Annotated in this window: 17 protein-coding genes; 16 read left to right on the top strand and 1 reads right to left on the bottom strand. The window is 46.0% G+C overall.

The window, feature by feature from the left end:
* The first annotated feature begins 673 nt into the window (after positions 1-673).
* The 10 genes from ABC831_RS21940 to ABC831_RS21895 all read left to right on the top strand — a co-directional run bounded on the left by ABC831_RS21940 (position 674) and on the right by ABC831_RS21895 (position 10,437).
* Positions 674-2,545 carry an ABC transporter ATP-binding protein gene (locus ABC831_RS21940; protein ID WP_343250211.1) on the top strand — a complete coding sequence of 624 codons (1,872 nt, stop codon included), beginning with the start codon at positions 674-676 and terminating at the stop codon, positions 2,543-2,545.
* A 3-nt stretch (positions 2,546-2,548) separates the two neighbouring features.
* On the top strand, positions 2,549-4,381 hold the full coding sequence (locus tag ABC831_RS21935; protein ID WP_343250210.1) for an ABC transporter ATP-binding protein: 1,833 nt from the start codon (positions 2,549-2,551) through the stop codon (positions 4,379-4,381).
* Positions 4,382-4,583: 202 nt separating this feature from the next.
* A complete protein-coding gene (locus tag ABC831_RS21930; RefSeq protein ID WP_343250209.1) occupies positions 4,584-5,441 on the top strand; it encodes an HNH endonuclease in 858 nt (285 codons plus the stop codon).
* A 33-nt stretch (positions 5,442-5,474) separates the two neighbouring features.
* Positions 5,475-5,861 carry a (deoxy)nucleoside triphosphate pyrophosphohydrolase gene (locus tag ABC831_RS21925; protein WP_343250208.1) on the top strand — a complete coding sequence of 129 codons (387 nt, stop codon included), beginning with the start codon at positions 5,475-5,477 and terminating at the stop codon, positions 5,859-5,861.
* 329 nt (positions 5,862-6,190) lie between these two features.
* Complete coding sequence (amrA, locus tag ABC831_RS21920) at positions 6,191-7,555, top strand: AmmeMemoRadiSam system protein A (RefSeq protein WP_343250207.1); 1,365 nt, start codon at positions 6,191-6,193, stop codon at positions 7,553-7,555.
* Between the two features lie 43 nt (positions 7,556-7,598).
* Positions 7,599-8,423, top strand: coding sequence for an AmmeMemoRadiSam system radical SAM enzyme (gene amrS, locus ABC831_RS21915; RefSeq protein ID WP_343250206.1), 825 nt, complete (start codon positions 7,599-7,601; stop codon positions 8,421-8,423).
* Positions 8,401-8,544 carry a hypothetical protein gene (locus ABC831_RS21910; RefSeq protein WP_343250205.1) on the top strand — a complete coding sequence of 48 codons (144 nt, stop codon included), beginning with the start codon at positions 8,401-8,403 and terminating at the stop codon, positions 8,542-8,544. The genes amrS and ABC831_RS21910 overlap by 23 nt, the downstream gene beginning before the upstream one ends.
* Before the next feature lie 161 nt (positions 8,545-8,705).
* Positions 8,706-9,500, top strand: a complete 795-nt coding sequence (locus ABC831_RS21905; protein WP_343250204.1) for a class I SAM-dependent methyltransferase — start codon at positions 8,706-8,708, stop codon at positions 9,498-9,500.
* 179 nt (positions 9,501-9,679) lie between these two features.
* Positions 9,680-10,117 (top strand): DUF3788 domain-containing protein, encoded by a 438-nt coding sequence (locus ABC831_RS21900; protein WP_343250203.1) that lies wholly within the window; start codon positions 9,680-9,682, stop codon positions 10,115-10,117.
* Positions 10,118-10,176: 59 nt separating this feature from the next.
* The gene (locus ABC831_RS21895; RefSeq protein WP_343250202.1) at positions 10,177-10,437 is read left to right on the top strand and encodes a helix-hairpin-helix domain-containing protein; all 261 of its coding nucleotides are present in this window, start codon (positions 10,177-10,179) and stop codon (positions 10,435-10,437) included.
* Positions 10,438-10,572: 135 nt separating this feature from the next.
* Here the strand turns inward: ABC831_RS21895 and ABC831_RS21890 are convergent, their stop codons facing one another.
* Complete coding sequence (locus tag ABC831_RS21890; RefSeq protein WP_343250201.1) at positions 10,573-11,256, bottom strand: hypothetical protein; 684 nt, start codon at positions 11,254-11,256, stop codon at positions 10,573-10,575.
* A 265-nt stretch (positions 11,257-11,521) separates the two neighbouring features.
* Between ABC831_RS21890 and ABC831_RS21885 the strand changes: the two genes are divergently transcribed.
* From ABC831_RS21885 to ABC831_RS21860, 6 genes are all read left to right on the top strand, one after another.
* Complete coding sequence (locus tag ABC831_RS21885) at positions 11,522-12,538, top strand: LacI family DNA-binding transcriptional regulator (protein ID WP_343250200.1); 1,017 nt, start codon at positions 11,522-11,524, stop codon at positions 12,536-12,538.
* Between the two features lie 214 nt (positions 12,539-12,752).
* Entirely contained in the window at positions 12,753-13,739 is a 987-nt protein-coding gene (locus ABC831_RS21880; RefSeq protein ID WP_343250199.1) for a sugar ABC transporter substrate-binding protein, read from the top strand.
* Between the two features lie 37 nt (positions 13,740-13,776).
* Positions 13,777-15,270, top strand: coding sequence for a sugar ABC transporter ATP-binding protein (locus ABC831_RS21875; RefSeq protein ID WP_343250198.1), 1,494 nt, complete (start codon positions 13,777-13,779; stop codon positions 15,268-15,270).
* Between the two features lie 117 nt (positions 15,271-15,387).
* Positions 15,388-16,338 carry an ABC transporter permease gene (locus ABC831_RS21870; protein ID WP_343250197.1) on the top strand — a complete coding sequence of 317 codons (951 nt, stop codon included), beginning with the start codon at positions 15,388-15,390 and terminating at the stop codon, positions 16,336-16,338.
* Positions 16,339-16,351: 13 nt separating this feature from the next.
* Entirely contained in the window at positions 16,352-17,674 is a 1,323-nt protein-coding gene (locus tag ABC831_RS21865) for an AGE family epimerase/isomerase (RefSeq protein ID WP_343250196.1), read from the top strand.
* Positions 17,675-17,890: 216 nt separating this feature from the next.
* Complete coding sequence (locus tag ABC831_RS21860) at positions 17,891-21,514, top strand: transporter substrate-binding domain-containing protein (protein ID WP_343250195.1); 3,624 nt, start codon at positions 17,891-17,893, stop codon at positions 21,512-21,514.
* The last annotated feature ends 216 nt before the right edge of the window (positions 21,515-21,730 follow it).

The following is a 21,730-nucleotide window of genomic DNA, read 5'->3' as shown; positions in this document are numbered from 1 at the left end:
GAAATCTACAGGAATGTCGAAACCGTCTGTCGGGACTTAATGAAACCTTGATTTTATGCGGGACTGAAGAAGTTATTCTATAAAAATGGTTATGTGTTGTTTGGAAATCTATTAGGGAACATCAAAACGTATGATACAATACAGGGGTTTTATAAAACATATAGGGTTTCGCTAAACTATTTATTCACATTAGCGGAGCCCTTGTAATTAAATGTTGTAGTTAAGAACAAACCTGCTAGAAAACGTTGTTTGGAAAGAATAAGGAACCTTTCCGGCTAATGACATTTCCATATCCTCATGCTATACTTACTTAAATAAACAGTGAAAAAAATCAAGTTGAAGTAATAGTTTTTGAATAGGCATAAATTAAAATATATACACATTTGTTGATGAAAGACAGGAGGCAGACTATTATGAAAGTAAAATTAGAAGTCATAATGAATGGGAATTTTAGGACAATGGTATGATTTTTAGACGAAATATTACAGAAAACTGGCGATTACATGGTGCCAGGATCATAGATTAGAATATACGGAAGGAGATGTGTGAATATTCTCTGATGAGACAGTTCCATATCTCGATTGTATAATGAATTATGTGGATTCCGGTGTGTTATTACAGCCGGAGTATCTTTGGAGACTATTTTAAACGGATTATGCCGTATAGGTAAAAAATGAAGAAAATAACGACGACAAAATATAGAAAACTAAACCTGATATTAAGATTCCTACATGGCTCTAAAGCCTATTTTGCGGTAGCGGTAGCTGCGTCCCTAATATCCACCGTATTAAATGCTCTTACACCGCAGATTTTCCGCTTCAGCATTGATGAGGTACTCAGTGGGAATAAAGAAACCTACCTTTCAGATAACCTCTGGATATTGGCAATGACGATTGTGACAGTGGCGGTAGCTTCCGGCATCTTCACCTATATCAGCCGTACCAATACAGCAATAGCGGGGGAGAATTTTGCTAAAAATCTAAGAGATACTTTATTTACCCACGCACAAAAACTTCCGATGAAGTGGCATGACAGGAACCAGACCGGAGATATTATTCAACGCTGCACTTCCGATGTGGAGGTGATCCGTGGCTTTGTAGTCACTCAGCTTCTGGAGGTGTTCCGTACCGCATTCCTTGTGATCACATCTTTTGTGATGATGTTTTCCATGAATGTGAAACTATCCTGCGTCGTTTTGCTGTTTGTACCGATTGTAATCGTATATTCGACGGTGTTCTATAAATTAATAGCGAAGCGCTTCACCACCGCCGATGAAGCGGAGGGAGAACTTTCCACGGTTGTGCAGGAGAATGCCACAGGGGTGCGTGTAGTGCGGGCGTTCGGCCGGGAGCAGTTTGAGATGGAGCGGTTTGACGAGAAAAATAATGCCTTCGCGAAGCTGTGGATCCGCCTGGGAACATTATCGGGTGTCTATTGGGGGATTGGCGATCTGATCACAGGGCTGCAGGTGGTTGCGGTGATTATTTTCGGAGTGGTGGAGGCGGTAAACGGTTTTATATCAGTTGGAGAATTTATCGCATTTGCCGCTTACAATTCTACGCTTGTGTGGCCGATCCGCGGCCTTGGGCGTATCCTTTCGGATATGAGTAAAGCGGGAGTCTCTTTTGAACGTGTGGATTATATCATTCGCTCTCAGGAAGAAAAGTACGGGAGAGATAGTAAGAAAGAGAAATGCGGGATAGATAGTAAGAAAGAGAAGTGCGGGATAGACAGTAAAAAAGTGGATGAGGCATATAGATATGGCGCATCGACATCTGAAGTACCCATGTATGATATTTCTTTTCAGCATGTATCTTTTGCGTATGAGGAAGGAAAGGAGGTACTCCGGGATATATCATTCACAGTTCCCGAAGGCAGGACATTTGGGATCTTAGGCGGAACGGGAAGCGGGAAGTCTACGGTTATCCAGCTTCTCTCAAGGCTGTATGAGCTTAAGGATAACAAGGGCAGTATTTGCATTGGCGGAAGGGAAATCAAAGATATTCCGATTGAGGAGCTCAGGAGAAGTATTGGAATGGTATTGCAGGAGCCGTTTTTATACTCCAGAACGATCCGGGAAAATATAGCGGCTTCCGTACCAGAGGCATCGATGGATGAGATCCGGTATGCGGCACAGATCGCGTGTATCGACGAGGCCATTATGAGTTTTCCTGACGGTTATGACACACTGGTGGGAGAACGGGGAGTCACCTTGTCAGGAGGGCAGAAGCAGCGGATTGCTATAGCCAGAATGCTGCTTCAGAAAGCACCGATTATGGTATTTGACGATTCTTTATCGGCAGTAGATTCTCAGACAGATTATAATATCCGTCGGGCGCTGAAAGAACATATGAAGGAAGCAACCGTTATCCTGATATCCCACAGAGTGACATCTTTGATGGGGGCGGATGAGATCATGGTTCTGCATCAGGGGAAAATAGAAGAATGCGGGACCCATGGGGAGCTGATACAACGAAATGGAATTTACCACAAGATTTATGAAATACAGATGAGCCGTGATGACAGAGAGAAGATGGAGGGATGACAGATGGCAGCCTATGAAGAACAAGAATATAACAATCCTTTCAGCTTCCGGATCTGGATGAAATTATCTCCGTTTTTTAAACCATATAAACGGTTTTTCGCAATTACACTGGGACTTAATATTCTGCTTGCGGGAGTGGATATCCTAGTGCCGCTGTTCCAAAGCTATGCCATTGATCATTTTATTATTCCGGATCGTATGGATGGGCTTTTCGTATTTGCACTGGTATACATCTTAGTTATTGCAGCGCAGACGGTCTGTGTCTATGTATCTGTGCGTGCGGCGACCATCATAGAGATGAATGTGGGAAAAGATCTGAAGAGGGCACAGTTCCAGCATCTGCAGAGGTTATCCTTTTCCTATTATAATACAACGCCTGTGGGATATATTCATGCCCGTGTGATGAGTGACACCCTGAGAATCGCGGGAATGATCGCGTGGGGGCTGGTGGATATGTTCTGGGCTCTGATTTATGTTGTCAGCGTGTTTGGAATCATGTTTATTTTGAATGCCAGGCTGGCTCTGATTATTATCATGATTGTGCCGTGTATCGCTCTGCTGACGGTGTATTTCCAGAATCGGATTTTAAAATGGAACCGGAAGGTAAGACGGATCAATTCCCAGATTACCAGTGCTTACAATGAGGGCATTACCGGAGTGAAGACGTCAAAGAGTATGGTTATAGAAAAGGACAATGAGAAACGTTTTGTTGAAAAGACTTCGGATATGCGCCATGCGTCCATCCGTTCAGCAAAACTGAACGCGGTCTATATTCCAGCCATTTTGTTTTTTAGTTCTGTAGCTTCGGCGGTTGTGCTGGCAAAGGGTGGCTATATGGTGCGGGATAACCTCATTCAACTGGGTACTTTGTCTGTATTTATCTCTTATGCGGTTGTCATCTTTGAACCGATCCAGCAGCTGGCCAGACTGCTGGCTGATCTGATTTCCTGTCAGGCGAATATTGAGCGGGTGACGGATCTTTTAGAACAGGAGCCAAATGTAGTAGACCGTCCCGATGTGCTTTTGAAGTACGGAGATGCCTTTGCGCCGAAGCGGGATAATTGGGAAAAGATCCGGGGGGATATCGTGTTTGAGGATGTTTCCTTTATGTATCCGGACGGTAAGGAATATGTATTGGAACATTTTAATCTACATGTGCCTTCCGGGATGAATGTGGCGATCGTCGGTGAGACGGGGGCTGGGAAGTCTACCCTTGTGAATCTGGTGGGAAGGTTCTTTGAACCCACAAAGGGAAGAATATTGATCGATGGTGTGGATTACCGGGAACGGTCGCAGCTGTGGCTTCACAGCCAGATTGGTTATGTACTGCAGAATCCCCATCTGTTTTCCGGTACTGTGCGGGAGAATATCAGATATGGCCGTTTGGATGCGTCGGATGAGGAGATTATAGAGGCTGCGAAGAGTGTGTCCGCGGACAAGGTGGTTGAGAAAATGGAGAAGGGGTACGACAGCGATGTGGGCGAGAGCGGAGGCCTGCTGTCCACAGGGGAGAAGCAGCTGATTTCATTTGCGCGGGCGGTGTTGGCCAACCCTGCCATCTTTGTTCTGGATGAAGCGACTTCTTCGATCGATACACAGACGGAGAAGCTGATCCAGGATGCTACGAATCATCTGTTGAAAGGGCATACTTCTTTTGTGATCGCACACCGTTTGTCGACGATCCGCCAGGCAGATCTGATATTGGTTGTCAAGGATGGGAAGATCATCGAGCGGGGCACGCATTCAGAACTGCTGGATAAAAAGGGAAGCTACTATGAGCTGTATTCCAGACAGTTTGAAGAAGAGGCGGCTATGAAGGTGTATGCAGAAGAATAGGGGACAAGTAAATCAAAGAAAGCCAGGCTGTGACGATCCATATACAATACGATCGTGGAACCACTAAAAGGTCTATGATGTGTTAAGGCTGTAGAAGTAAGCCTTGTTGCATATGAAATAAGGAGCGGTTGAAGCAGGAATATGGATAAGTTATTTCTATAACATAATCAGAGTGTTTCTAGATATTAAGGAGTTGGTATAAATGGGGTTCAATCCAGAGATAACAATAGGCGATGAACTAACGAATAAAGAATTACGTGTATTATTCCAATGTGGAAATATGGGAGGTATGCGCCGGTCGAAGAAGACCGGTTCATTGGTAATTGTATCCGATCATACAAAGGGATTATATCGTGATGAATGGAAAAATGGTATTTTATATTATACGGGTATGGGGAAAAAAGGAGATCAAGTTTTAGAGGGTAACCAGAATCGTACACTTTATGACTCTAATACAAATGGTGTAGAGGTTCATTTATTTGAAGTATTAGAAAAAGCAATCTATACATATCGCGGAGTTGTGAAACTTGTGGAGAAACCATATCAAGCTTCTCAGTTGGACGTTGAGGGATGCATGAGAAGTGTGTGGATATTTCCCGTAAAACCAGTATTAAATGTAATGGATTGTATGACAGATAATTTTGAGAAGATGGTTGTTAGTTTATCCAATAGTGAATTAAATAAAAGAGCTAACACAAATCGTGATAATAAGGAGCCGAGGACTGCGGAAACAACTGTGTACTATAGAGATCCATACCTGAAAGAACTAATAAAACGTATTGCAGAAGGGAAATGTCAGTTTTGTGGTTCGGATGCACCTTTTAAGGATAAAAATAACGAACCATACTTGGAAGAGCATCATATTATAAGACTAGCAGACGGAGGGAGAGATACGATTGATAATGTAGTTGCAATCTGCCCGAATTGTCATAGAAAAGTTCATGTGTTGGATGATGAGATTATAAGAATTACTTTAGAAGATATCGCGAAACAAAATGTAAAGCGGTTAAATAGATTATTGGCTTATGAGCAGAAAAGAGCTGTCCTGAATCATACATAGACTTGGGGTCGATAAAAATAGTGAAGGAAAATTATGAAAACAGTAAATGTTGTGGCAGCTGTAATAAAATATAACGGTAGGATATTTGCAACGCAGCGAGGATATGGTGAATTTAAAGGTGGTTGGGAATTCCCAGGAGGAAAGATTGAACCAGGTGAACGGCCCCAGGAGGCCTTAAAACGTGAAATCAGAGAAGAACTTAATACTGAAATACAAGTTCATGATATAGTTAGCATTATAGAATATGATTATCCGACATTTCATTTATCTATGAGATGTTACTGGTGCAGTATTATTCGTGGAAAGCTTGAGCTGCTAGAACATGAGGCAGCAAAGTGGTTGAAAAAAGAAGAATTATATAGTGTAGCATGGCTTCCGGCTGATGCGGAAGTAATTAAAAGGATAAGAGAAGAGCTGTGATCGCTTAACAGCAGAAATAAGGTATCTAAAGAAATATCTGAGAAACGTTATGTTGTTTAATAATTTATGAATCAGAGAGCTAATAATAAAAGGGTGGAATTAGAGTCAATATGAGAAGTAGGTGACCATATTTTAATATCAAAGTATAACATGTAGCTATATCATAAGTAATGATGGCATTAATTGATGATATCGTAAAAGATATTGATAGATAAAATACAACATTTCAATTATATGATTCTAAATTAAATGATTCAAAATTCAGAAATCGTAAATAAACATCAATTGAAACATACATATTACGGATACATAGGAAAGGAGAGATTTACATGCCGGTAATTGCAGGATTCATGGTCCCCCATCCTCCGCTGATCATCCCGGAAATAGGCAGAGGCGATCAGAATAAGATCAATGAAACAGTCACTGCCTATCACCAGGTCGCCCAGGAAATCGCCGATCTTAAGCCGGAGACGATCCTACTCATTTCTCCGCACAACGTCATGTACCGCGACTATTTTCATATACGTCCGGAAAAAAAGCTTGCCGGCAATTTTGCTCAGTTCCGGGCGGGACAGGTAAGTATTGAGGCCGGCTGTGATACCGATTTCGTTGAAGCACTATGTAAAGAGGGCGAAAGAACGGAAGGACCCTGGGGTACACTGGGAGAAGGAGAACGAAAGCTTGACCACGGAACTATGGTTCCCTTGTATTTTGTAAACCAATATTACCAAGACTATAAACTGGTGTCGATCGGTCTCTCCGGACTCCCCTTATCTGAGCATTACCGTCTGGGACAAGCGATCCAACGGACAGCAGATTATCTTGATCGTAAGACAGCCATAGTAGCCAGCGGAGATTTATCCCATTACCTGAAAGAGGATGGGCCCTATGGTTATCACAAAGAAGGGCCGGAATATGATCATAAGATCATGGCAGTCATGGAAAAGGCCGACTTCGGCCAACTGCTGGAATTTCCGGAAGACTTTTGCAGCAAAGCGGGGGAGTGCGGCCATCGTTCCTTTACTATCATGGCGGGTGCCCTGGACGGTCTGCAGATACAAACGGAAAGACTGTCGTATCAAGGGCCCTTCGGAGTTGGTTACGGAGTCTGCACATATCATGTGATAGGTAAAGATCCAGACCGGAGATTCCTGGATCAGAACCGGAAGGTGAAAACGAAAGAAGACCCTTATGTTGCCCTGGCCAGAAATTCATTAGAGTACTACATCAACACTGGCTGCCGCCTCCCCATACCTGAAAACTTACCTCGGGAAATGTATAACTGCAGGGCCGGTGCCTTCGTATCGATCCATAAGTCAGGACAGCTGCGGGGATGCATAGGCACGATAGGACCGGTATATGAAAATATAGCCCATGAAATTATAGAAAATGCCGTAAGCGCCGGTAGCAAAGATCCCAGATTCCATCTCATAAGGCCGGATGAATTGCCGGACCTGGAATATCATGTAGACATTCTTGGCACCCCGGAACGCATCACATCCATTTATGAACTGGATGTGAAAAGATACGGAGTAATCGTCAGCAAAGGGTCCAGGAGAGGGCTTTTGCTGCCTGATCTGGAAGGAGTCGATACTCCGGAACAACAGGTGGCCATAGCGATGCAAAAAGCAGGTATCCCCACAGGCAGCCAGGATGTTACTTTAGAGCGTTTTCAGGTAATCAGGCACGAGTGAAAGCTTGAATGGAAGACACAGTAAATGCGCCGCTGGAGGAAATATGAAGATTATCTGTGAGGTGTGCCCTCATCACTGCCTTCTCGAAGAAGGCTCGGTTGGTTTCTGTCAGGCCAGAAGAAATGAGAACGGCCATGTGATAAGCCTGAACTACGGAAAGCTCACGGGCCTGGCTCTGGACCCTATCGAGAAGAAGCCGCTGGCCCGATATTATCCCGGGAGTAATATTCTGTCCGTAGGTTCCTTCGGCTGTAACATGCGGTGTCCCTTCTGCCAGAACTGCGAAATTTCCATGCTGGGGGAAGCGCAGACGCAGTGGCTGCCTATGGCCCCGGAAAAATTGGCCGAAAAAGCCGTTTCTTTAAAAAATCGTAGAAATCTCGGCCTTGCCTATACCTACAATGAGCCCTGTATCGGCTATGAATATGTACGGGACACAGCGCGCCTGATACAGAAGGCGGGCATGAAAAATGTCCTTGTAACCAACGGATATGCAGAGCCATGGGTACAAGCAGAGCTGCTGCCCTATATCGATGCCATGAATATTGACCTGAAAGGATTCACCCGGGAATACTACCAAAAACTGGGAGGAGATCTGGAGACAGTGAAATCCTTTATCCAAACAGCTGTAAAGTACTGCCATGTAGAACTGACCACCCTCATCCTTCCCGGAGAAAATGACGGCGCTGAACTGGATGAGATGTTCACATGGATTGCGGCCCTGGACCCTGCCGTCCCGCTCCACATTACCCGTTTTTTCCCAAGATGGAAAATGATCGATAAGGAGCCCACTCCGATAGAAAAAGTCTATCAGATAGCCGAACATGCGAAGAGAAAATTAAAATATGTATATACCGGAAATTGCTAAGGAACTGATTGCCCAACAGTCGGATCAGCTTAATATTGCCTGGCAGCTTTTGATTTATCACTTCAACGGACTTGAGGAGCGCGAAGGAATTGGAAGCCGGCGGAAAAAGGTCTGGCACTGAACCGGGAAGAGAATGGGTGGAAAGCAGACTGGCCGGATTCAGAAGCCTATGTGACAGGGCTGCCGAATATCGCGTGGATTTTACGGCATATTCTGTACTGGTGGTCTACGGCGCTGAATTCTTCAGGAAGATAATAAAATAATCAGCAGGAGGTTCTGGGAATGATAAATAATGCAAATATAGACGGTGGAAAAGGGTTTGACTGGGGAAGGGTTTCGAATGACTATGCAAAATACCGGGATATCTACCCGGATGAATTTTATCAGTATTTACTGAAGAATGGGATCTGTGTCAAAGACCAAATAGTGCTTGATATCGGGACAGGGACAGGGGTTCTGCCGAGAAACTTATATCAATATGGTGCAAAGTTTACCGGCATCGATATTGCGGAAAACCAGATAAAACAGGCGAAAATGCTGTCTCAGAGCGGAAATATGGATATTGACTTTATCTGTACTCCAGCAGAAAAAATAGATTTTCAGCCGGACACGTTTGATATAGTAACGGCCTGCCAATGCTTTACGTATTTTGACCATCCCATACTTGCGCCCCAGATCAGCAGTATATTGAAGCAGTCAGGAAGATTTGTGGTGCTCTATATGGCTTGGCTCCCATATGAGGACCCTGTTGCGGGACAAAGCGAAGAGTTGGTATTAAAATATAATCCGGACTGGACCGGTTGCGGGGAAAAACGCCATACTATTGATATTCCGGATGTTTATCAGACCTATTTTGAAGTGGAACAAAGAGACATCTTTGATGTGGCCGTGCCATTTACGCGTGAATCCTGGAATGGAAGAATGAAAGCCTGCAGGGGAATCGGAGCATCTTTGACCGAACATGAGATAACTGCCTTTGAACAGGAGCACCATCAACTGCTGGCAAAGATTGCACCGGAAAAGTTTCAGGTATTGCATTACGCGGCAGTGACGGTATTGAGAAAGAAAAGTAATTGAGTACGAAAAAGAAGTATATGAGTGCGAAAGTATAGTATTTGTATGTTAAAGAACCATATGAGTATAAAAAAATTAGATGATATTCTGTGTATCTTGTGTTTGTATAGAAACTAATATGACACACTGTTGTCATGTTTAATATGATAAAATAAGTATCATAATAAATAGGAGGTCGGTAAATGGAATGGTGTAATTTGTATGATTTGAATCATCAGCCGGACTTGGAGCAAATCGACGCATTTGTCCACAGTGACTGCTGGTATCGCCTGAGAAAATATCTGGAAGACACCTATCAGGTATCGCCAAAGATCGAATACAGCCGCTGCTCTTGGAAGCCCGGTTGGAATGTAAAATATAGAAAAGGCAGCAGGGCGCTGTGTACCTTATACCCGGATGATGGTTTCTTTACCTGCATGATCTCGATCGGGAGAAAGGAAGCTTCAGAGGCGGAGCTGCTGCTGAATACCTGTACTGCTTATGTACAGGACTTATATGCCAGAGCCGATGTGTTCAATGGCGGCAGATGGCTGATGATCGATGTGACCGATGAGCAGATTCTGATGGATGTAAAAGAACTGATTCAGACCAGAGTAAAACTCAGAAAAAAGAGTACGTAGATCATGTGTAACAGCGGATATGTGAAATGGAGAAAGGCAGAAAGGCAGGGGAGCAGTGGATGAGTGAGTTAAGAAAAATCCCCGGTGTGGGAAAAGAGACGGAAAAAGATCTGTTGATGCTGGGCTATACTACAATAGAGTCGCTTAAAAATGCAGATCCGGAAGAAATGTACGAACGGGAATGCCTGATGAAGGGCTGTAAGATCGACCGCTGTCAGCTCTACGTATACCGCTGCGCTGTATATTATGCATCGGAGAAGAATCCTGAGTCCGAAAAGCTGAAATGGTGGAACTGGAAAGATAATAATCAAAAGACATAACAGAAAAAGTGCAGGACGAACCCTAGTTCTGTACTTTTTGATTCCTTTTAAATTTTGCTTTCTAAGTTTGTAGATCAGTAGTCAATCTTAAGCTGTTGATCTTAAGCTGTTAAACTTAGAAAGGAAAAAATCAACTTATCCAGTTTTTGTTTTTACTCGCCTCATATCATTCTCTAAGGCAGTGACCCTTAAGAGGAGTATCTCGTTTTCATTACCGAACTTCAATGTGTCGTCCAATTTTCGGTTTAAATCAAGATGACCTTCTGCAATAATTCTGATTTTTTTATTTATATCATTTTCAAGAGTTAATTGAACATCCGTTAATTTTTGACCCAAATGATGGTTTTGGTTTTCAACCTTATCAAATCTTTGATCCATCTCAGCAAAGCGCTGCGCAACCAAATCGAATTTACAATCCATCTCGGTAAAACGCTGCTCGATTTTATCGAATTTACAATCCATCTCAGCAAAGCGCTGCTCGACCAAATCGAATTTACAATCCATCTCGGTAAAGCGCTGCTCAATTTTATCGAATCTGCAATCCATCTCAGTAAAGCGCTGCTCGACCAAATCGAATTTACAATCCATCTCGGTAAAGCGCTGCTCGACCAAATCGAATTTACAATCCATCTCAGTAAAGCGCTGCTCGATTTTATCGAATCTGCAATCCATCTCAGTAAAGCGCTGCTCGACCAAATCGAATTTACAATCCATCTCGGTAAAACGCTGATCAATCTTATCGAATTTACAATCCATTTCATTAAAACGCTGATCTAGCTGTCCAATTTTATCAAGAATCAACCTTGTTTCTTCTGTCATAATCTCACCTCCTCCTTTTGAAAACAGAATAGCGATATTACTCATCCACTCCAATATTATCCCATTACAGATATCCCTGTACTAATCCATAGTATCATATAAAATCGCTCGGAACAATTATGCAAAATGCTTAAAATCCCTCCCCTCTTCTGACAGACAACTCACAGCTTTTTCAGGAAACCCGGATCATATCTATTGACAAACCTATAAAAACCAATTAATATAATTTTATATAAAACGTTTTAAAAATGGAGGTTGTCGCTTTATGAGATGTACCATAAAAGACGTGGCAAAATTAGCCAACACATCCACCGCCACCGTATCCCTGGTCCTGAACAACAGGCCCGGCGTCAATGAGAATACTAAAAAAAGAGTTCTGGATGCCGTATCGAAACTGAACTACCGTCCCAACCAGATCGCCCGCAGCCTGATCAATCAGAAAGCCAATGCCATAGGACTGATCGTCTCCGACATCCTGAATCCCTTTTACGGTGAACTGGCCTATAATATGCAAAAGGAGATGGACCGGCGCGGTATGAATCTGACCCTGGGAATTTCCAATAACAAAGTAACCAATGAAAAACGCATCGTAGATTCCATGATTAAGCGGGGGGTTGACGGCATCATCCTGGTGCCGGCCCGGGACGGGGAAGGGGACCTGCGTCATCTGTACGAACTCCAGGAATTGAAGATCCCCTTTGTTTTCATCACCAGCCGCTACCAGGGGATCAAAGCCGATACGGTAATGACGGATCTGGAACGGGCGACCTATGAACTGACTGATTATCTTATACGGGGCGGCGAGCGCAATATTATCTTTGTTGTGGAAAACCGGTCGCTCCTTCATGTGGAACGCCGGATATCTGGTTTTTGCAGTGCATTCCGCGATCATGGTATGAATCTTTCGGAGGACTGCATTATTGAGATTGATCCTGATATTGAGAATGGTGTTCTCGTTACCAGAAATAAAATTCTGCAGAAGAATCCTGATGCGATCATCGCCATCAACGCATTTACCGCTATGGGAATTATGAAGGAGTTGAGGGATAACGGAATTTCGATCCCGGAACAGATTGCCGTATCCTGTTTCGATGACCTGGAATATGCCTCGATCCTGTACACACCCCTGACGGTGGTGAAGCAGCCTATTGAGGAAATGTGCCAGGAAGCGGTAACACTTTTGGAAAGACGTGTACAGGGCGACACGGAAGAGGTCGTGCAAAAATTACTGCCGGGGGAGTTGATTACCCGGGATTCCACAAAACAATTTAAAACGTGTTAGATAAGAAAAAACGAAGAACATGAGAAAAATCATGTTCTTTTTTTGTGTACGGATCATAAAAAAATGACGATTCTACATTTAAAATATACAAAATTTCAAATTCAAATATATGCAATATGACAAAAAATAACGAAAATGTTGACAACGCAAAACAGGTGTGGTAGGTTAAATACATAATCTAAAACGTTTTAGAAAAAGTAAAAGGAGAACAAATATGATGAAAAAAAGTTTATGCCTGGTTTTGAGTTTGGTTATGGTCCTTTTGACTGCTGCGGGATGCGCTAAGACAGGCAGCTCAGCCCAGAACGCTGAAAATGGCGGAAAAAAGATTGCTTACACAACGATGACACTGGAATCCCCTTACTTTGTGGAAGTCTCTGAAGGTATCAAGGAAAAATGCCAGGAATTGGGATGGGAATGTACGGTGCAAGATCCAAAGATGGATGTCGCTTCCCAGCTGGCTGCGATCGAGACATACATAGACCAGAAATATGACGGTATCATTATCTCAGCAGTAGATGCGGCCGCTCTGTCAAGTATTATTAAAGAGGCTACCGATGCGGGGATCAAGGTGATCGGTTCTTCCACTGATATCGAGAACATCCAGGCCTTCGTTTCTGCCGGAGAATATGAGATGGGATACGCGCTCGGCAAAGCGATCGGTGAGTGGAGTGAAGCGAATCTGACCGGAGATTTAAAAGGTGTAACCTTCGGAACCATCAATGACCAGAATGTCATGATCCGTGAACAGGGAATGCGGGAAGGCGCAGAGGAAGCGTACACCAAAGGCAGCATAGCCTTTATCAATGAAGCGGGAACGCTCGGAGGGGTGACGGCGGAAGAAGGAATGGCCAATATGGAGGGCATTATGCAGTCCAACCCGGATATCAACCTGATCATGGGTTCCAACGACGATTCTATCCTCGGGGCTTATGAAGCTGCCAAATCCGCAGGGATGGACCTGAACAAAATGGCTTTTGGAGGAGTCAACGCGGTAGAGCAGGCATTGAACACGATCAAAGAAGAAAAGGATGCAGGGGAAGGCGCATACCGTGTAACCGTAGATATTACCCCCCGTCTGCACGGTGTAACCGATGTAGAGATTATGCAGCAGTTATTTGAAGGGAAAGAGTTCCCGGATCAGGTCCTCATCGAAGCCAAAGCCGTGACAGTTGATAATATTGATGAGTATTTTAAATAAATAGAAAAGAAGATTCTACAGGAAGTGGGAGAAAGCTATGGCTGATTGTATGCTGAAAATGGAACATATTACCCAGAAGTTCCCCGGAGTGCTGGCGCTAGATGATGTGGAATTCGAACTGGAGCGCGGTGAAATCCATGCCCTGGTCGGCGAGAACGGCGCAGGCAAATCTACGTTAATGAAAGTGCTGACGGGTGTAAACAGACCTAACTCGGGAAAAATCCGGTTCGATGGACAGGAGTATGGCCACTTCGATATCGAGCAGTCGAAGAAGCTGGGGATCAACATGATCTATCAGGAACTGAACCTGATACCGAAGCTTAAGGTCTATGAAAATATTTTTCTGGGCAAAGAGATCATAAGCAAAGGGAAAACAGATAAACAGGAAATGTGCCGTCAGGCAGAGAATATGATCCGGTCCCTGGGAATCGAGATGGATGTCCGTGAGAAGGTGGAAAACTTAACGATGGCCTACCGGCAGATGGTGGAGATCGCCAGAGCTCTGCTGGACACGCCGAAGATCCTGATCATGGATGAGCCGACAGCTCCTCTGACCAGTGAAGAAGTTAAGATTCTGTTCCGTACCATCCGGGTTTTGAAGGAACAGCAGGTCTCCGTCATATACATCTCCCACCGAATGGAAGAAATCTTCGAGGTCTGTGACCGGTGTACGGTATTCCGGGACGGGCGGTTTATCCGGACTATGCGGGTGCAGGAGACGAATGTGGATGAGCTGATTAAGCTGATGGTCGGGCGCAGTATTGAAAACCAGTATCCGCCTCGCGTGACCCCGGATCCGCATGCGGCCGAGATGCTGAGGGTCAGCGGCATCACAACCGACAAGATAAGCGATGTATCATTCGTAGTCCGGTCAGGAGAGATCCTCGGACTGGGCGGCCTGGTTGGTGCGGGAAGGACAGAGACCCTGCGCGCGATCTTCGGCTGTGATCCCAGCAGAGGAGAGATACAAAAAAACGGAAAAAAGATTACGGTGCGGTCCCCGAAGGATGCGATCAGTCATGGAATCGTACTGGTAACCGAGGACCGGAAAGGGCAGGGGCTGCTGATGAATCTGTCGGTCAGCGACAATATGATTCTGCCGATACTTTCCCAGTACTGTAAAGGGATGTTCCTGAGAAGAAAAAATATCGGTAAGCAGGTGGACGAAAACATTGAACGGCTGAAAATCAAGACGCCATCTTCCGGCCAGCTGGTTGCGTACTTAAGCGGGGGCAATCAGCAGAAGGTGATTATATCCAGATGGCTTTTGGCGCAGGCGGATATCATTCTGTTTGATGAACCTACCCGGGGAATCGATGTGGGCGCTAAGTATGAAATCTATTCGCTCATGAATGAACTAAAAACCCTTGGAAAATCCATTATTATGGTATCTTCCGACATGCCGGAACTTATGGGAATGTCAGACCGTATCATCGTAATGTCTGAAGGCAGGATCACCGGAGAACTGAAAAATCCGGATGAATTTGACCAGGAGATGATTCTGAAAAGAGCGTCGGGCGTGGCTGTATAAGCCACCCACACCTGAACGAAGGGCGCAGCAAGTGCGCCACTGGAGGAACGGTTGAACAAAGAGAAGTTCACCCATCCCTGAACGAAAGGCGCAGCAAGTGCGCCACTGGAGGAAAGCATGAATAAGACAAGAGCAGCTATATATAAAGAATATGCAACCGTAATTTTTCTGGTTATAACCGTAATTTTCTTTTCGATATTTGCGTCGGGATTTCTCTCGATGAGCAATGTTATGAATGTATTAAGGCAGGTATCCATTATCGGAATCTGTTCCGTGGGAATGATGCTGGTCATTTTAACAGGAGGGATCGATCTGTCCGTCGGTTCCGTGATCGGAGTGACCGGAACCCTGGCGGCTTATCTGATGGTGAAAGCGGACATGAATATGTATGCGGCCGTGGCGGTAGGGCTGCTGGCAGCGATACTCATCGGCGCTATCAACGGGTTTTGTGTAACGATGCTGTCGATCCCGCCGTTAATCACCACACTGGCGACTATGACCGGAGGAAGAGGGATCTGCTATATCATCACAGGCGGTATTTCCATTTATGGTTTCCCGAAGTCCTTCTCCCCGCTGGGTCAAGGTTATCTGTGGATCATTCCGATTCCGGTGCTGTGCATGCTGGCGGTTCTGCTGCTGGGCTGGTGTCTGTTAACCAAACGGCCGTACGGCACTTACCTCTACAGCATCGGTGGAAACGCGGAGGCGGCCAGACTGTGTGGAATTAATGTCAATAAAACTCTGATACTGACGTATATTTTAAATGGAATCTTTGCCGGTTTTGCGGGAATCGTCCTGTTATCCCGGATCAATACCGGACCGGCCGCACTTGGAGACGGATATGAGATGGATGTCATAACCTCCGTAGTGCTGGGCGGAGTCAGTGTCAGCGGTGGAGAAGGGAAGTTAAAGGGCGTGGTCTGCGGCGTACTGATTATGGGAATTCTGTCCAACGGCCTGTTGATCATGGGAATCAGCGAGTATTATCAGATGGTGGTAAAATGCTGCGTGTTGCTGCTGGCGGTGGGCTTTGATAAAAACGTCGGAAAATTAAAACACAAGGCATAAAGGAGAGGGAGATATGGAAACGGATACACGAAAAATAGAAATGGACATGAAAAGAAGCGAAGCGCTGAAAGTGTCCTATCAGGGTATAAAAGAAAACCTGGAGCAGGGAATCCTGCCGTTCTGGATCAAAAACGGTATCGATCATCAATACGGTGGTTATCTGTTGGATTTTGATCAGGACGGTACTCCTCTGGGAGACAAGGAAAAAATGCTGGTTACACAGACCAGGATGATCTGGGGATTCTCCAGTCTTGCGAGGGAATATCAGAGCAAAGAATACCTTACATATGCGGCTCAGGGTGTGAAATTCCTGATTCAGCACTTCTGGGACCCGGCCTGCGGCGGCTGGTATTGGACCACCGAATTGGACGGAACAAAGATCGACGGCGGAAAAGTAATCTATGGGCAGACGTTTGCTATCTACACACTTAGCGAATATGCGCTGGCGCTCCGGGATCTGAATGCTCCGAAGGAGGAACAGGATGAGGCTTTGGAATATGCATCCAAAACCTTTGATCTCCTTCAGAAATATGCGGCAGACACCTTGAACGGCGGTTATTATGAAAATCTGGAACCGGACTGGAGCAGAGCGCCTTACGGAGCCGGGGCAGGAGACATCAAGTCTTTGAACATTCATATGCATATGCTGGAGGCATATACCACACTCTATGAATGCAGCGGTCTGGAAATCCACAGACGAAAACTGCAGGAAGTGATCGACCTGGTCTTACAGAAGATGGTTGATTTAAACATCGGCTGCGGATTTGACCAGTTCGGGCCGGAACTGGTTAGGCGCCCGGCGATCAGTATCCCCAGGACCTGGACCCAGGACCGGGAAGCGGATTCGGAGATCGCGGATGCGGTGGACACCACCTTCTACGGGCATAATATCGAATTGGTATGGCTCTTAAACCGTGCCAATGATGTACTTGGCAATCCCTATCACACATATGATTATGTTGGAAAATTATTATTAGAACATTCTTTGAAGTATGGTTTCGACTATGAACACGGCGGTGTATATTACGCGGGGCCCTATGTGGGAGAGGCGACCAAGCTTGAAAAAGAATGGTGGGAAAACTGCGAAGCACTGGTAGGATATCTGGATGGCTACGAACACCTGAAGGATGAGAAATATCTGGACGCGTTTTTGAAAACCTGGGAGTTCTGCAGCCGTTATCTCATTAACCATCAGGTCGGTGAATGGTATCAGCTGGTCTCCCGAAGCGGTGAAGTACTGGTCGGCTGTATCGGCAACGCCTGGAAAGGAATCTACCATACCGGCAGGGCCATGCTGGAGTGCAGGAGAAGGCTGGAAAAAATTTTAAACCTCTGATAATCATAAGAGCAGTAGCGGGCCGGCACAAAGTGTAAAACTTTGTGCCGGCTGCTCCTGTATTGACGGTATGTAAGAGGTGGCGTCTTACCCGCAAAATCCCCTGGAAAAACCCTGAATCAGCCAAGAAAAAAGTATTGATAAGAGGAGCTGAAAGGCGTATGCTGAGAATAAATAATCGGGAGTTTCATTCGGTTCGCTAAGGGGGACGGGACAGTGAGAAAGTCTGCAAATAAGGTGCGGTGGCTGTTGGCTGCTTTTATCATACTGACGCTATGTTTTATGGATGGCAAAATGATGGCCAGGGCCGGCCAGCAGGATCAGCACAAAACCGAAACGATCCGGGTTGGTTTTTTTGAGTTTGAGGGATATCATATGATTGACAGCCAGGGAAAACGAAGCGGTTATGGATATGACTATCTCCAATACCTGGCCCGCTATACGGACTTTTCCTATGAATATGTGGGTTATGACAAGAGCTGGAGCGAGATGCAGGATATGCTGGAGGCAGGGGAGATCGATCTGCTGACCTCTGCCAGTAAGACCCCAGAACGTCTGGAGCGATTTGATTTTTCCGACCAGCCGATCGGGAGCAGTGCGGCTGTTCTGACGGTAAAAGCGGGGAATAACCGTTATATGGTGGACGATTATTCCCAGCTTGATGGGATACGGATCGGACTGATGGCAGGGAACAGCAGGAATGAGAACCTGCGCCAATTCGCGCAGGAACATAATTTTACCTATGTGCCGGTCTATTATAAAAATAGCACGGCGCTCTCAGAGGCGCTTCAAAAGGAAGATGAGATCGATGCGGTCCTGACCAGCGATCTTAGGAAAACCGAAAATGAATGGGTCGTTGCCACGTTTGATGACACACCGTTTTATATTATGGTCCGGAAGGGCAATCAAAAATTGCTGGATCAGGTCAATCGTGCGATTGAGAAGCTGAAAGTAGAACACAAGGATTTGGAATCAATATTGACTGACCGGTATTACACGGTGGACAGCGGAGACGAGATTTCGTTTACGGCAAAAGAGCGTAACTATATTAAATCTTTGCAGGAGAGCGGCCAGAAAGTAAAAGTTACGATCAATTCAGAGAGGGAGCCGGCTTCTTATTTTGTTGACGGGGAGGCCAGGGGAATTCTTCCGGAGATCGCAAAAGAAGTAATGAGCAGGACCGGACTTCCCTATGAATTTGTGGAGACGCCTCCCACAGTAGATGCGAGAGAGCTGCTGGCCCAGGGAGAAGCGGATGTGCGGTTTGACGGGACATCGGACTTTCATGATGCGGAGAGCCGGGGGCTGCGTGTGACGGATCCCTATCTGGAACTGCCGCTTTCTGTTGTAACACTAAAAAATTTTGCCGGGCATCCGAAGTCTGTGGCTGTAATGCGCAATTCTGACGTGGTGGAAGAATATGCGGTGCAGCTGTTCGGTGACTCCGCGATTGCCCGCTACGACACGACCCAGGACTGTCTGGATGCGGTATTGAACGGCAGGCAGGATGCGGCTTTTTTTCAGACCTATATTGCCCAGCGCCTTGTGAACACAGATGCCCGAAGCCGGTTCCGGGAACAGCTGGTGCCGGGATATGGGCTCAGTTTTGCGGTTTCGGTCAGCAGGGATAATGCATTGCTCTTTTCAGTTATGGACAAAGCCGTACTCAGCATGAGTACCGATGAGATTAACCGGATTGTACTGGAACAGACTTCGGATTATACTTCTGAAATGTCATTGATAGGGTTCCTGTATGCGCATCCGGTCCTGTGGCTTTTATTGCTGGGGACAGCGGCCTGCTTTGCCATCATTCTGATCCTGTATATATACAGGCAGAAGAATCTGAGATTGGAGCGGGAAAAGGCACGGGAGCAGGAACGGTTTATTTCCTATGTCTGCAGGGCGAACGATCAAGTGATAGAGATCGAATCCAGCGGGAAAAGGTGCCGGTACTATCAGGTGGAGGATGGACGGGTCAGCTGCCGGGAGAAGATTCTGGATGGAGGGGATCTGGAGATCTGTGGCCTGCATCCGGAGGATAAGGAAGGTGTGGACACATTGGTCCAAAAGGAAAATATGGGAAGCCTGGCGGAAAACGGGGAAGAGGTTTATTTCGAATGCCGGGTCAGGCAGAATCCGCAGGAGCCGTACCAGTGGTTTTCCTATACGCTTCAGGGAGTGCCGCGGGATGAACAAACGCCCGACAGTCTGATGGTATTTATTAAAAATATAGACCGGGCAAAGCGGGAGGAACAGGAGAAACGCCAGGCGCTTAAAGATGCCCTGGCGGCCGCGCAGCAGGGTATCGAGGCCCGGGGAACTTTTATGTCGCGTATGTCCCATGAGATCCGGACACCGCTCAACGCCATCCTGGGATACTTGACGATCGCCGGTTCTAATCTGCAGAATCAGGATAAAATGAAAGACTGTTTGAACAAGTCCGAATTTGCGGCACGCCAGCTTTTGAATATTGTCAACGATGTGCTGGATATCTCTGCCATTGAAAGCGGTAAAATGAAAATCGCCAATAAAGTATTTAATATCCGGGAACTATTGTCGGGAATCACTTCGATCTTTCATACACAGGCTTCCCAAAAAGGCGTGGATTTCCGGGTCCGGATCAGTGATTTGACGGAAGAGGAACTGGTGGGTGATCAGTTCCGGTTAAACCAGATTCTGATGAATATCCTGTCAAATGCGGTGAAATTCACACCCGAGGGCGGCCGGGTGACGCTTTCCATTCAGCAGCAGTCGGCAGATGACCACAGCGTGTATCTGCAGTTCCGGATAAAGGACAGCGGTATCGGTATGCCGAAGGGATATGAGTCATGGCTGTTTCAGCCGTTCGAACAACAGGACGCCACTACGGCCCAGAAATTCGGAGGCACCGGCCTTGGATTGTCCATTACAAAGAATCTGATCGCTATGATGAATGGTACGGTCGATGTTAAATCAGAAGAGGGGCAGGGGTCCTTGTTTACGGTGAATCTCTCCTTTGGGATACCCGGAATAAGGCAGAAACCGGAGAAGGTCTATGATTTTTCAAGTCTTCATGTTTTGGTCCTGTTTGATGAAAACAGTGATTACCAGTACCTGGAGACTCTGCTTTCCAGACTCGATATCCAGTATGACTTGGCGCTGAATACAGAAGATGCGTTGAAAAAGACAGCTTGTAACAAAGCGAATGGCGGAAACTACGATCTGTGCTTAATTGATTGGGATAGCCCGGAGGTCCAGGGGGAGATAGCGGCAGAACAGATACTGGAGGCCGCGGCTCCTGACAAACCCACCCTGATCGCAGTCGCTTATGTGGGCGGCGGGGCGCAGGAGGCTGAAGGGCTGATCGATGATACGATCCTGAAACCGGTGTTCCAGTCTTCCCTGTTCGATGTGCTCTCCAATGTATGCCGGCGCCATACGCTGGAAAAAACGAAAGTGGAGGTAAAGACCGATTACGGGCTCAAGGGCCGAAGGATCCTGCTGGCGGAGGACAATGAACTGAACATGGAGATTGCAAAAGAGATTCTGACCGGGTATGGGCTCGAGATTGACGGGGTGGTGAATGGACAGGAAGCCGTGGAACGGTTTGAAGCGTCGGATGAAGGGACCTATCAGGCGATTCTGATGGATATCCAGATGCCGGTTCTGAACGGTTATGCCGCCGCGCAGATCATCCGTGCCGGGACGCATCCCCAGGCTGCGGTTATTCCTATTATTGCCCTGACGGCAGATGCTTTTGTGGAGGATATTAACCGGGCGCTGGCCGCGGGAATGAATGGACACGTGTCGAAACCGATTGATTTCCCGCAGCTGTGCGAGACCCTGGCGGAATTTCTCTGATTCCGCCTAGTAACAAACCGAAGATTTGGGTACTAATGCCAGATGGAAGGGGACTGGCATCTTTCGGCAGTAACGCTAAAACTTCTAGCAGCTGCGCAGAGAAAGGGGCCTGTCCCCATAGGCGCGAACTTAAGAAATTAAACCGGGAAGAATAACCATATGGAATTCGTGATTTTGATTGATTCTATGTCGGTTTCGCATAGACAAAAAACGATA

The organism is Diplocloster hominis, from assembly GCF_032380655.1.
GTDB lineage: Bacteria > Bacillota > Clostridia > Lachnospirales > Lachnospiraceae > Diplocloster > Diplocloster hominis.
This window is presented reverse-complemented; position numbering and strand designations above follow the sequence as displayed.

Coding starts and splice junctions, on each gene's coding strand:
- ABC831_RS21935 (WP_343250210.1), top strand. CDS start 2,549: ATGGCAGCCTATGAAGAACAAGAATATAACAATCCTTTCAGCTTCCGG.
- ABC831_RS21865 (WP_343250196.1), top strand. CDS start 16,352: ATGGAAACGGATACACGAAAAATAGAAATGGACATGAAAAGAAGCGAA.
- ABC831_RS21910 (WP_343250205.1), top strand. CDS start 8,401: ATGTATATACCGGAAATTGCTAAGGAACTGATTGCCCAACAGTCGGAT.
- ABC831_RS21890 (WP_343250201.1), bottom strand. CDS start 11,256: ATGACAGAAGAAACAAGGTTGATTCTTGATAAAATTGGACAGCTAGAT.
- ABC831_RS21880 (WP_343250199.1), top strand. CDS start 12,753: ATGATGAAAAAAAGTTTATGCCTGGTTTTGAGTTTGGTTATGGTCCTT.
- ABC831_RS21905 (WP_343250204.1), top strand. CDS start 8,706: ATGATAAATAATGCAAATATAGACGGTGGAAAAGGGTTTGACTGGGGA.
- amrA (WP_343250207.1), top strand. CDS start 6,191: ATGCCGGTAATTGCAGGATTCATGGTCCCCCATCCTCCGCTGATCATC.
- ABC831_RS21870 (WP_343250197.1), top strand. CDS start 15,388: ATGAATAAGACAAGAGCAGCTATATATAAAGAATATGCAACCGTAATT.
- ABC831_RS21925 (WP_343250208.1), top strand. CDS start 5,475: ATGAAAACAGTAAATGTTGTGGCAGCTGTAATAAAATATAACGGTAGG.
- ABC831_RS21875 (WP_343250198.1), top strand. CDS start 13,777: ATGGCTGATTGTATGCTGAAAATGGAACATATTACCCAGAAGTTCCCC.
- amrS (WP_343250206.1), top strand. CDS start 7,599: ATGAAGATTATCTGTGAGGTGTGCCCTCATCACTGCCTTCTCGAAGAA.
- ABC831_RS21940 (WP_343250211.1), top strand. CDS start 674: ATGAAGAAAATAACGACGACAAAATATAGAAAACTAAACCTGATATTA.
- ABC831_RS21930 (WP_343250209.1), top strand. CDS start 4,584: ATGGGGTTCAATCCAGAGATAACAATAGGCGATGAACTAACGAATAAA.
- ABC831_RS21885 (WP_343250200.1), top strand. CDS start 11,522: ATGAGATGTACCATAAAAGACGTGGCAAAATTAGCCAACACATCCACC.
- ABC831_RS21900 (WP_343250203.1), top strand. CDS start 9,680: ATGGAATGGTGTAATTTGTATGATTTGAATCATCAGCCGGACTTGGAG.
- ABC831_RS21895 (WP_343250202.1), top strand. CDS start 10,177: ATGAGTGAGTTAAGAAAAATCCCCGGTGTGGGAAAAGAGACGGAAAAA.